Origin of the sequence: Anabaena sp. CCY 9402-a, from assembly GCF_963920945.1 — a bacterium.
Taxonomy (GTDB): domain Bacteria; phylum Cyanobacteriota; class Cyanobacteriia; order Cyanobacteriales; family Nostocaceae; genus Trichormus; species Trichormus minutissimus.
In genome coordinates this window covers 51253-63528 of sequence record NZ_CAWUDL010000012.1, presented here as the reverse complement: position 1 = coordinate 63528, position 12276 = coordinate 51253, and the positions used below count along the sequence as shown (strand labels likewise).

12 protein-coding genes are annotated in these 12276 nt (G+C 41.3%); 2 read left to right on the top strand and 10 right to left on the bottom strand.

What is annotated here, in order from left to right; all coding sequences use genetic code 11:
- Positions 1-74: 74 nt before the first annotated feature.
- A complete protein-coding gene (locus ACM0OR_RS06570) occupies positions 75-884 on the bottom strand; it encodes a hypothetical protein (protein WP_414575529.1) in 810 nt (269 codons plus the stop codon).
- Positions 885-1190: 306 nt separating this feature from the next.
- Here ACM0OR_RS06570 and ACM0OR_RS06565 point away from each other — a divergent pair, with 306 nt between their 5' ends.
- Complete coding sequence (locus ACM0OR_RS06565; RefSeq protein WP_190707816.1) at positions 1191-1685, top strand: ureidoglycolate lyase; 495 nt, start codon at positions 1191-1193, stop codon at positions 1683-1685.
- 74 nt (positions 1686-1759) lie between these two features.
- Here ACM0OR_RS06565 and ACM0OR_RS06560 read toward each other — a convergent pair whose 3' ends face one another.
- A complete protein-coding gene (locus ACM0OR_RS06560) occupies positions 1760-2764 on the bottom strand; it encodes an SDR family oxidoreductase (RefSeq protein WP_414575528.1) in 1005 nt (334 codons plus the stop codon).
- A 132-nt stretch (positions 2765-2896) separates the two neighbouring features.
- On the opposite strand from ACM0OR_RS06560, the gene ACM0OR_RS06555 reads away from it, so the two are divergent.
- A complete protein-coding gene (locus ACM0OR_RS06555; protein ID WP_414575527.1) occupies positions 2897-3556 on the top strand; it encodes a TetR/AcrR family transcriptional regulator in 660 nt (219 codons plus the stop codon).
- A gap of 91 nt (positions 3557-3647) precedes the next feature.
- Here the strand turns inward: ACM0OR_RS06555 and purU are convergent, their stop codons facing one another.
- The 8 genes from purU to ACM0OR_RS06515 form a co-directional block, all read right to left on the bottom strand.
- Positions 3648-4502, bottom strand: a complete 855-nt coding sequence (gene purU / locus ACM0OR_RS06550; protein ID WP_414575526.1) for a formyltetrahydrofolate deformylase — start codon at positions 4500-4502, stop codon at positions 3648-3650.
- A gap of 150 nt (positions 4503-4652) precedes the next feature.
- Complete coding sequence (locus ACM0OR_RS06545) at positions 4653-5297, bottom strand: DUF4340 domain-containing protein (RefSeq protein WP_323266151.1); 645 nt, start codon at positions 5295-5297, stop codon at positions 4653-4655.
- 39 nt (positions 5298-5336) lie between these two features.
- Positions 5337-7100 carry a GldG family protein gene (locus ACM0OR_RS06540; protein ID WP_414575524.1) on the bottom strand — a complete coding sequence of 588 codons (1764 nt, stop codon included), beginning with the start codon at positions 7098-7100 and terminating at the stop codon, positions 5337-5339.
- Between the two features lie 76 nt (positions 7101-7176).
- Entirely contained in the window at positions 7177-7989 is an 813-nt protein-coding gene (locus ACM0OR_RS06535; protein ID WP_414575522.1) for an ABC transporter permease, read from the bottom strand.
- On the bottom strand, positions 7990-8982 hold the full coding sequence (locus ACM0OR_RS06530) for an ABC transporter ATP-binding protein (RefSeq protein WP_414575520.1): 993 nt from the start codon (positions 8980-8982) through the stop codon (positions 7990-7992). It abuts the gene before it with no gap.
- 739 nt (positions 8983-9721) lie between these two features.
- Positions 9722-10576 carry a hypothetical protein gene (locus tag ACM0OR_RS06525; RefSeq protein ID WP_414575519.1) on the bottom strand — a complete coding sequence of 285 codons (855 nt, stop codon included), beginning with the start codon at positions 10574-10576 and terminating at the stop codon, positions 9722-9724.
- Between the two features lie 204 nt (positions 10577-10780).
- Entirely contained in the window at positions 10781-11284 is a 504-nt protein-coding gene (locus tag ACM0OR_RS06520) for a DUF302 domain-containing protein (RefSeq protein ID WP_323264640.1), read from the bottom strand.
- 68 nt (positions 11285-11352) lie between these two features.
- Positions 11353-12249, bottom strand: coding sequence for an alpha/beta fold hydrolase (locus tag ACM0OR_RS06515; protein WP_414575518.1), 897 nt, complete (start codon positions 12247-12249; stop codon positions 11353-11355).
- Positions 12250-12276 lie beyond the last annotated feature (27 nt).

The window sequence follows — 12276 nt, the reverse complement described above, 5'->3', positions numbered from 1 at the left end:
ATCCAGCACAGTTAAAATCACGAATTAACCTTTCCACCACCCATCAACAAACCAACCTCCTCAACTGTTGCGTATTATATTTTCACTTGACGATGTACGACCTTGAGATTTAAAAATTGTGCAATTTTTTCTACCATTTCTAGTTCACTATTCCAAGTATTACTGTAGTACCAGTATAAAGTTAGACGTTTATTGTTAGGCAAGATTAAAAAATATTCAAATTTACTATCATCACTTTTATCAATTTTTTCTTCCTTTAAAACATCGATGATTTCATTAATTTGATGTTCAATAACTTTGTTAACCACTAAGCCTTTTTGATTAATAATAATTCGATTGCTAGTTTTATCAATAGTTAATTTTCTAGAATAGGGAATTAATATTATCAATATCCATAAAGAAAGACTGATAGTGAATGATATCAGTCCGATAGCTAAAGGTATGATTGCTAATTCTGATTGCGTTTCTACCTGGGAAATTGACTGTTTTTTATTTATAATAAAATTATTGATTTCAGATGCTATTGCTTGAGCCTTATCCTCTGATCTATAGCCAAAAAAAGTGAAATTACCATCACCACTTTTCAATATTACCCGATATTCTATATGAGAAATATCTTCTCCTGACAATGGTGCTATGATTACTCCAGATAATCTATCGATAAATGTTTCTCTCTCATATTTAAGGAATAAGTTGATTTCCTTTAAATTACAATTTATCTGATTAGGTTCAATTCTATTACAAGCAAGCATCACCTTTTGTGGTAGTCCATTATAAGCAAAGACGATGCTAAATAGTGTGACAATTATATTAATAATTATAGAAGTCACTATTTCTTGACGAGGATTATTTTGTATGATCAATTTATTTTGAATACTCACCATAAAGATACAAAACTCCACCCTGTTATATAGCAGCAATATTAACCAAAACAATTTGATAATAAAAATGATATATTTACTGATTTATTATTTTGATAATTATTTTTTCCAAAATTAAATAAATAATTTAATCTTTGCTAAACTTTTGGGTAGACAGGAGTAGCAATGGTAGCTTAACCATACAAGACAAATTGACGGCGACTAAAATTGAGATGAGTCGTGAGTGCTGAGTAATATATTTTCTTCCTACCTTGTCTGCGACACGCTACGCGAACTGTCTCCTGCCTTTCACCTTATACAGAGAATTTTATGAATACGTCACAAACAGTAGAACAATTACAAGCGAAATGGATTACACCAGAAAACTTTCAACTTTATGGACAAGTAATTTTTCCTAGCGATGATGGGAAAGCTTTTGATTTAGAAGATGCTCAACTCAACTTAAAAAATGGCACTCCGCGTTTTTATATTATGCGACTGCAAAAGCGAGGACGTAAGTTTCATAAAATTACTCGCCATGTGCAATGTACACAATGTTTAGGTTCTCTAGAAGGGAAAGATTGGTTAATTGCAGTTTGTCCTCCCCATAATGATTTGCATGAACCAGTATTAGCAGAAATTGCTGCTTTCCGCATTCCGGGTAATTGTTTTATTAAGTTAAATGAAGGCACTTGGCACGCAGGCCCATATTTTGATCATGAGTTTGTAGATTTTTATAATCTAGAACTTGCCGATACAAATGTTGTAGATCATTTCACATATGATTTCTTAAAAAACCATCAGTTAGAGATAGAAATGGTATAAACAGTTTTTTGATAGGCGATCGCATCTTCTCTTTCAGAATATTACTCAGTAAGAAAGCGATCGCCTACAGGTCTTTATAGATAGCCTTGAGACTGATACCACAACACTGTATCTTTCAACGTATCCCTGAAGGGGCGAAAGGTTACTCCCAACTCTTGGTCAGCTTTGGCTGAACTTAAGTTCGCTTTTTCCAATAAAGTTTGGATACCAGCCAGTGGCATAGAGTTGACCCCACCCGTCAAACCTGCCCAGGTTTCCAACAACCAAGCGATAGAAAGTGCAATCCAATCAGGAATTTCCATTTTCGGAGCTTTCACCCCTGAAATCGCTTCTAGTTCTAAAGCAATATCCTTCATTGTTTTCAGTGATCCCGCTACGATGTAACGCTCACCCCTTTTCCCTCGTTCGGCAGCAGTAACCATAACTGCCGCTACATCGCGAACATCAGTCAATGAAGCACCACCATTAATTATCCCTGGCAGCTTACCTGCCAATAGATCCAACACCAGTTGCCCCGCAGAAGTCGGTGCGGCATCCCCAGGACCCATCATCCAACCGGGCAAAATCATCACCACATCCATTTGGCTAGTCTCCAGAAACCGATAAATTTCCTGTTCTGCCAAAATCTTAGTTTTGAAATAAAGGTTCTTTTGGGCGAATTTGCTGTAAGGTGCGGTTTCAGTAGCAGCCTGATGTGGGTAGGTCTGAATTACTCCACTGGATGAGGTAAAAATCGTTCTTGCCACCCCTTGCACTTCTGCCGCTTGCAAAAGTTCCATTGTGGCATCTACATTGATGCGCTTCATCTTCTCCCAGTGACTACCCGGTTGGTAATACTCCCGAAAAAAAGCCGCCGTGTGAAATACTACATCTACTCCCTTTAACACCTGAGCAAAGGCAGGCACATTCTCAATATCACCCTGAACAAATTGAACTCCACTGCTTCCCATAAAGCGTTTAGCCTTATCAATAGACCGAACCAGTCCCTTCACTTGCCATCCCTGTGAGATTAGCAATTGGCAAAGATTACTACCCAGCAGACCTGTCGCTCCAGTCACAAAAGCTGTTTTGCCACTCATGATTGTTATCCCCTGGTGAGCGTGTTCCTTGTAGATTTAGTCCGAACTTTGTTAATGTGAGCTATTACTCACACCTACATTTGGAAGTATATGAGTAAAAGCTCACATCGTCAATCGCCAGAGAATAAAATAGTGAAGTCAACCGTTTCAGAGGATGGTAATCCAACATTACAAAAAACCCGCCGTAGTCCATCAGGAGAGCGTGGTCAACGACGGCGTGATTTAATCCTGGACACTGCCGCCGATTTGCTGGCGGCAGGAGGGGCAGAAGCTATCAACACCAATGTTTTAGCCGAGCGATCTGGTATTTCAGTTGGCTCAGTGTACCAGTATTTTTCTAACAAGGAAGCAATCCTCACAGCGTTGGGGGAGCGATATATGCAGCAATTGGGCAGCAATACGTTGACCTCGCTACAACAGGATGTGTCCGGTCTAGATTTTGCCACGATAGTTGATCGAGTGATTGACCCGATGATTGCCTTTGAGCGCAAACATCCTGCCTTTAGACATCTAAATGCTGGGCAGGAAGGGGGAGGAACTATGGCTGAAGCCGCTCAACAGGTCGATCAGGAGATACTGGCAACCATCTACGATTTACTCCTACGGGTTTGTCCGGAACTGAACCCCATCCAGAGTTGGCAGATTGCGCGGATATTGAAAGCCCTCTATAAAGGTATGAGTTATCTCATACAGCAGGAAAAAGACATTGAGAAAGATGGTGGAAATGTTGATGGTATGATTGCTGACATGAAACGAATGATGGCGGGCTATTTAGAGGATAGTTTAAGTTAATTTAATTTATCCTGAAAGCCCTGCCCCATGATGGTTTTAAACTTAAATAACATTTAAAATATACCTGCGAAATATGGGTAAAAAAAGTTATTTACTCAAATACCACAGTGCGATTACCGTAGACTAAAACTCGATTTTGTAAATGTAAACGTACTGCTCTAGCTAACACCATGCGTTCTAAATCTTTGCCCTTTCTAATTAAATCTTCAACTTCATCGCGGTGGCTAACTCTGACTACATCCTGCTCAATAATTGGCCCCGCATCTAATTCAGCAGTGGCGTAATGAGCCGTCGCACCAATGACTTTAACGCCCCGTTCAAAGGCTCGATGATAGGGATTAGCACCCACAAACGCAGGTAAGAATGAGTGATGTATATTAATAATTTGAGGGAATTTAGCAATAAAATCAGGAGTAACAATTTGCATATATTTAGCTAAAACAACTAAATCAATTTTGTATTCTTGGAGTAATTGTAGTTGTTTAGCTTCTTGTTCTGGTTTATTGTCTTTATTAATAGGAATGTGATGGAAGTCGATACTAAATTGGTCGGCGATTGGTTTTAAATTAGCATGATTACTAATAATTAAGGAGATGTCTGCTGACATTTCTTGAGCGCGTTGTCGCCAAATCAAATCATAAAGACAATGGTCTTGGCGACTTACCCAAATGGCAATATGGGGGATTGTATCAGAAAAGTGGAGTTCCCATTTAGCACCTAAAGGTTGGGCGATCGCATTAAATGCAGGCCCAATTAATTCTCGCGGCAAATTGAAGCCCCTTAACTGCCATTCAATCCGGGAGAGAAATAACCCAGCCGCAAAGTCTGTATGTTGATCGGCGTGAATAATATTACCGCCATTAGAATAGATAAAATTGGCAATTTTTGCCACTAGTCCCCGTTGATCTGGACAAGAAATTAGTAAGGTTGCAGTTGGTTCAGTCATAAAAATAGAAAATTAAAAAGATAATATATCATTACCAACCTCGCCTATACACGAACTACGCAACAATAACGTATTTTCGTCATTGCAAGCATAAGGAAGCAAGCGCAAAGTTTTGATTTTTGTTGCGCGTATTTAGGTTCTACTGTGATATTATTGGCTATTGGTTGGAGTCGGTTCAGGGGTGCTTGGTGTAGGCGTTTGCTCAACCTGATTTGTAGGTTGTTTCCATTCAGATAATTCTCGATTTATCGCATTTTCAAAATCGGTAGATACCAACAGCACATTAATATTGCCATTTGGTTGGGTATTTGGGTCAACTTGGGCATAGAGGAAACGACGGTTAAAGTCGGCTTTGCCTAAAACTATCTGATGAGTTTTTTGATTCTTCAGTTTAATATTGATAGTGGCTTGGGGTTGATTTAAACCAAAATCTCCCGCTTGATTAGCTGGAATTGATAAACTGCGAGCCACCTTTGGTGGAGCTGCGCTAACGCTCTTCCCCTTAACCAATAAATCCATTAAATAAGAAACAATTGCATCATTGGCTGGCTCTGACACAGGAGACTTGAGCAACCACTTAGGGTTAGGTTCAGGGTTGCGTTCCAAATTCAGGGTAAGTTTTGCAGTCTTTATCGTCAAAGCCTGCACATCCTCTTCAGCAAAAGAGAAAATTTGCTGCTGATTCACCTTAGCTTCTTCACGCTGAGTTGCACCTCGAATTTCGTAGAAATAAACGAATCCTCCCAACCCCAGTGCGAGTAAAACTAAAATCAAAGTTGTTTTTGGTAATTTCATAGTCAATAGTCAATAGTCAACAGTCAATAGTCCCCATACTCATCGCCGTTTCCACCAAATAGCAACGGCGGTGATAAAGCCAATTAAGGGTAAAACTATCACAGAAGACAAGGTGAGAAAGTTGGCTTGGGCGGCTGACATGGTGATACGGCGATTTTTCGGTTCTTTGGGACGTATCGAAAGGGGTTGTTGATCTTGCTGACTTAGCCAGGTGACTGAGTTGAGGAATACATCACCATTAAGTTGCTGTTGGAATATCCTATCTGTGACAAAATCTGAGTTCCCTATCACTACTAACCTTGACTCAGTAGCAGGTTTTTCAGACGGCTGTTCAGCTTGAGGAGCTTCCGTAGGACTAGCCTGAGTCTGTGGTGTGGGTAATGTAGTCGGGGAAGGAGTAGGACTAGCCTGATTTTGGGGTGTGGGTGAAGTAGTAGGACTAGCTTGATTTTGGGGTGTGGGTAATGTAGTCGGGGAAGTAGTAGGACTAGCCTGAGTCTGTGGTGTGGGTGAAGTAGTTGGTGCAGTTATGGCTGTGGGTTTAGCTGGTATTGTTTTGCTTAAAGCCACACCTAAGGTTAGAGGGCCTTTGAGGTCTTTGTCAGGGTTAAACTCTAATTTTTCACTTTGGAGGTCGCTTTCTGCCCAGCTATCGGGATAGGGTTTAGTTTGTAGTAGAGGAGTAGACTGCACACCAGCGACTGGGGTAATTTCCAGAGGTCTAGCTAGACGATAAAAAGAAATACCGTCGCGAAAATCTTGAGTAATGGGGTGTTGTCCGTAATCTCTAACGATAGGTGCAGCAGGGCCAAGTCCTACACCAGCACCGGAGACATCCACCGCCAAACGATCATCTAGACGCACGCCCCACTCTTGTAGCAAACTGTTGAGGTTGGGGTTGGTATTGGGGTCAACCATGAGTAACACGTTGCCACCACCATTGAGATAAGCTTGTAAAGCTTTGACCTCAGCATCAAATAGTTCGCGTTTGGGGCCAGCCACAACGACAACATCAGCATCATCAGGAACTTTGGGATTGTCTGTGAGACTTAATGGTGAAGCAGTGTAATTTTTATCGCTTAAACCTTGAATAGCTTGTGACATTCCCCCTTCACCAGTGGTAATGGGATGTTCGCCATGACCTTGGAGGAAGTAAACTTTGGCAATGCGATCGCTATATAATTGTTGCAGTTTATTCGTTAACTTAATCTCTGACAGGCGTTCATTGACATTAACTGACTGCACTAATTGCCGCTTGTCGCCAGCTTCTAGATATACTTCCCCGTAATCTTTCACACCAAATTTTTCTGCTAATCCCGGTCTACCTTGGGGATCAACATACTCAAACTGAAATTTTGAACTTTGGCGGCGATAATTTGCCAACAGTTCCCTGTCTTGAGGATTTTGGTTAACATCAAACACCCAAAGCTTAATCGGTTGCTTAAGGTTACGGACTAATTCCTGTGATTGGGGGGAAATAGTAAACAATTGCGTATCTGTTAAATCTGTACGCACTTGGTAGCGAGTCGCTAAAAAGTTAATTAATCCGACGATTAACAATACCGCCAGAGTTGCAACCAAAGCGTTAGTACCAGCTTGAGTAGAACGCCGTTTCCACCATTGACTGCGTTGACTTTGCCAAGCTACCCACAATCCACAAATAATAATTCCTGTAATTAGCAGCACTAGGGGAACAACTCCCCAACTGTCAGCCACTAACCCAGCCGTCAAACCCGCTACAGTGAAAAACGGCCCCAGTAAAAATAAATATTTCCAAAGTTGTTTTTGTTTAATAGTTGTCATTTTATTTAGTCATTATTCATTGGGGATAATTGCTACTACCCTGTCATCTGTCACCTGTCACCTGTCACCTAAACCCCTATTGTCTCTGAAATCTCAGTGCATCAATTGACTGTGCGGTGAGGAAGATACCTAAAAAGATGTAACTGCCAAATAAAATTAAGGCACTGCTATCAAAGATGCCTTGAATGAGGGTGTTGTAATGTTTTAGCAAAGAAAAATGACCCATAATTTCACCTATGGGGCCACCAATACTTTTAGCGATTAAATCAACAAATAACAGCAATATAACTAAAGCAAAAGTGAAAACAGCAGAGAGGATTGTACTGTCGGTTAAAGACGAAATAAACATTCCTAAAGATAGAATTGCCGACGCTAATAAGATTAAACCCAAGTGTCCCACTAAGGGAATTACAGGTGATAGGGGGGGATTAGAACTGCTAATGGCGATCGCTTCAAATACCATTAACGGTAAAATCAAAGTAGTAAAAAATGTCACCACGCCTAGTAATTTACCGACAGCAACAGCCCAGTTGGTAATGGGGGAGGTGGCTAGGAGTTCTAAAGTTCCCCGTTTGCGTTCTTCAGCATAGAGTCCCATTGAGAGAATTGGCAAAATAAATAACAACAGCCAACCCATACGGTCTAAAAAGGCTTTAATAAATTCGTAGGGGACATCAATAGGCGGGACTGGGACGTTTAATTGTTGTCCTTGTAAATCGATAAAGGCGACAGCTGGTAAAATCCCATCCGGCCCCAGCAAAATCATCACTAAAAATAAACCGCCGATCAACCAAAACACGCCAGCGATCGCATAAGCTAAAGGCGAGACAAAATAAGTCTGTAACTCTCGCCGATAAATGGCAATAATGTTACTCAGGACTATACCCATTTACGCTGTTTCTCCTTCACTAGCTGGTGATTTGCCAATTGTGGCTAAGTTTTTTTCTTCCCTGGTTAGTTGCAAGAATACATCTTCAAGGGTGGCACTGACACGCCGCATTTCATGCAAACTAAATCCAGAACTGACTAAAGTTGTAGCTATATCTTTTCCTGGTTCACTTCCCGCCTGTGAAAGCACCCGCAAGTAAGCACGGTTTTCTCTAGGATCATTCACAGGTACAGACTCTACCAAATTTACACCTGCGATGTTTTGCAATACCTGCTTGGCTAGGGCGGCTTCTCCTTCAATTTCTATTTCATAGCCTGCACCGCCTGTCAACTGCGTCATCAAATTTTCTGGTGTATTAGTTGCAACTACCTGACCGCGATTAATGATGGTGACGCGGTTACAGGTCATACTCACCTCTGGGAGAATGTGGGTAGACAGGATAACTGTGTGTGTCCCGGCGAGGCTTTTAATTAAGTTGCGTACCTCAATAATTTGTCGCGGGTCAAGTCCCACGGTTGGTTCATCTAAAATAATCGCTGGGGGATCATGAACGATCGCCTGAGCAATACCGACCCGTTGACGATATCCTTTAGATAATTTGCGAATAATTACCTGACTTTTTTCTTGTAAATTGCAGCGTTTGATAGCTGCTTTCACCTTGGCGGCGCGATCGCCTGCTGATATACCTTTAATATGGGCGACAAAATGCAGAAATCCCTCCACCGTCATCTCAGGATATAACGGCGGCGTTTCCGGTAAATAGCCAATGCGTTGACGCACAGCCAGAGAACTTTCATGGACATCAAAGCCAGCAATTTTAGCTGTACCACTACTAGCTGGTAGATAACCCGCCAAAATTCGCATCGTTGTAGTTTTTCCCGCACCATTCGGCCCCAGAAACCCTACAATTTCCCCCGGTTCAACATTAAAAGTTACATCAGTAATAGCTGGGGTAGAACCGTAAATTTTACTGAGATGTTCAACTTCAATCATCGGTTATCTGGCGATCGCAACTTAAACTAGGGTACTCAACAATAGTGACATTTTACCGACACTCTTGATCAGTGCCAGGCTTATTGCTCACTGGTTGACGTGAAAAACTGCCCACAAGTTGCCCAGAAGTATAGGTGTGTAAGGCATGAAAAACTGGTGCAAGGTGTAAAATTTCCTTTAAATCAGTGTCATTACTGAGGCAAGTATCAAAAATATAAAGTTAACTTTAAGCATAAAATTTTCAAAGATTAATCATCTATAAATTGCCCTTATTTACTGTTAAGCAATCACCCATAAATGCCTAACACCTCAAATTAAACTTATCAAAATTTCTCACACTAATTAAACCTCCGCGTACCTCCGCGTAAACCTCAGCGTACCTCTGCGTTTAATCAAACCTCCTCCTGCTACTTCCAATAGTAGCCACACCTTGCCGTGCAGACTTATACCAAAAATCTACCTCCATCTTATGTTCACCTTACAACTACAACAGTCAGTCTTAGATTCACTCCGAAATCTTAAAAAAATCGACACCCTCAAAAAATTATTTTGGAGTCAATTAAACTACGAAAGAATTAATCAAACCCTTTAGCGGCGGAAACTAACTGAAGCAGTTGCTAACGAACTGATAGAAGAACCTCTATTATTAGCATCCGGTGGGACTAATAGCGCCTTTCACGTAATTTACTCACGACTAAAACTGCATGGGGGTGACTTCCCTGGTTAGGTTAACGGAGTGTCAAGAGACGCGATCGCGGCGAAACCGCCAAAATAACCCTAGAGCAGCAGAACCGATAAACCATCCTAGGGTAATTGTGGCTTCGGGAACTGGTTTAATAGATGTGTAGTTTGTGATGGAAAAAAATGTTTCTGGTTCAAGGTCAAAACTCCACTGGAAAGCGTAACTATTCTCGCCAGTTAATGTCCCAGGAAAATTTGTCAGAGTAGTAGGAAGATTGTCTGTTAAGGCATTTAAAATATCAGGGAAAGGAGCTACTTGGTAGTAGCTTGCCGAAGGTTTAATCACTTCTGTAGCTAAGGTAAAGTTATCAAACTGTGTAGCCATCCCATAACCGATTTTTGTTGAATCCTCCTGACCGTTATCAGTTAGATCAAAATCAGTATACTTAAACAAATGGAAGTCTAACGGATTAGAGCTAGTATTTTTAATCTCGATATTCTCAAATAAGCTAGAGTGACCACTACCTGGCTTACCCCCATTTAAACGGTAGTTGAGTTCGATTTCAAAGCCAGCACCAGCATAGCTGGCTGTGAGCATATTACTAGTTGGTTGAGTTTGATTCAGTCCAATTAAATTGAGGTTATTAATTGGATTTTCTCCACTAGTAGAGCCAACACGATACCAAAATTGGCTCTGAAATAAATGATTTATATCATCAACTGTCCAAAAGATAAGACCACTATTGCCAGGGTCACTAGAAGAAGTATCAAAAGCAGCAATTGAATTCTCATCACTCAGAGCCAATACAGCCGATTGAGCAGACCGTTCTGTAAATCCCACAGTTAAAATAACGGTGGTAGTTGTCAAAAATAGAAATGGTCTTTTGAGAAACTTGGAGAGTTTTTTCAACATATCAATTTATGGCTTATGTAGGGGCATTACTATCAGAATAAAATCTGTAAAATATAGGAACTAGTTTGATATTTAGCAATTTGAAAATACTTGAACTTGGCAATTTTTTCAAAAATCAAATAAGCATCCTATATCTATCAGAAAAAAGTAATTTTGAAATTGATCAGCTACTACAAGTGGATTTGCTCATACCTTGAGTTAGCCTCAGAAAGCCTCTGCTGTGCTGATGATTTCTTCCAGCTTTCGATCAAGCATTTGTGCGATCGCTAGGATTTTTGGGTTTTGGAATTGTCCCAGAACAAATGACGGCTGATTGTAAGTGATCTGAGTCCGTCCCTCTTGGTCTTCATACACCAACATTCGCAAAGGAACATAAAGCCCAACCCCTAAATTTTCTTCTAACATTTGTCTGGCAATGAGGGGATTGCCAATCACATAGAGCTTGGCCTTGGTATCTTTAAAGGCTAGGGACATCAGACTACCATGATCAATAATCGCAAAAGTCATTAAGCTTCTAGTGCCGATTTTTGACTCCAGTTTCTCCTGGAACTCCTCCCACGACTGACTGGCCAAGACCATTTCTTCAACACCCGCCAAATCAATCTGATCTTTTTGAGCGATCGCTTCAATTGCTGTTGTAAATTCCTCAAAGGACTTGTTTGAAGACACCATAATGTGCATTTCTGACAACAGCGTTAGGGTTTCCATTCTGTTCTCCTTCTTGGGTTATTTTGTGCTGAATCTCAACTTTAGATTTGACCAAAGAACCGGAATGGTTAGCGCAATAGCCAACTTTTGATCGTCCGCGCCACCAAATCAGGGTTGTCATGGTGGACAAAGTGGCCAGCCGTGGGGATAGTCACAAGTGTTAAGTCATTTTCCACCCACTCCCACGTATTGTTCAGCGCACCAGCTAAAAGATATTGGTCTTGTAAACCATGAATCATCAGTACAGGTGCTTGCACTTTGATCACTGGTGAAGTGTCTTCTGCATAAGGTTCTCTGGGATAATTTCGTTGGTAGTAATGCAACATTGCCTGCATATCAGACCGTTGCAAAGCCTGGATATATTTCTCTTTCACGGCTTCTTGCATCGTTGGCTTTGTCACCAAACTACAAAGCATTTCCGGGGTGAGGCTCAGATAGGTTTCTTCCTGCTGAAAGTCTCTGGCGTACTGACTATTTTGCTGTTGCTGTGGATTGTGGGCAAGTTCCCGCGCCAAACCCCTGGGATGAGGCAAGTTGAGAATAATCAGCTTTTCGATCATCGCGGGTATGTGCATCGCAAATTGCCAAGCGACCATACCACCCCAGTCATGACCCACAATAATCGCTTTCTCTCTCCTCAAATGATGGATAACAGTCTGTACGTCTTCTAAAAGTAAGCGAATGTCGTAATTCTCCACCCCTTTGGGTTTGTCGCTGAGGTTGTAGCCTCGCATATCTATAGCCACAACTTGGTAGTATGGGGCGAGAAACTCCATTTGGTAGTGCCAGGTATACCAGTAGTCTGGAAAACCGTGGATCATTACTAGGAGTGGCCCTTCACCGAGGCTAGCGTAGTGGATTTTTACGCCATTGTTGTTAGCATAGCCATGTTCGACACGGGATTCTAGGTCGGCGATCGCAGCAACGCCTCCTGGGCTAAACTGATCTTCCATATTCACATTCATGCTTTCCTCCAGGTCATTTGCAGCTAT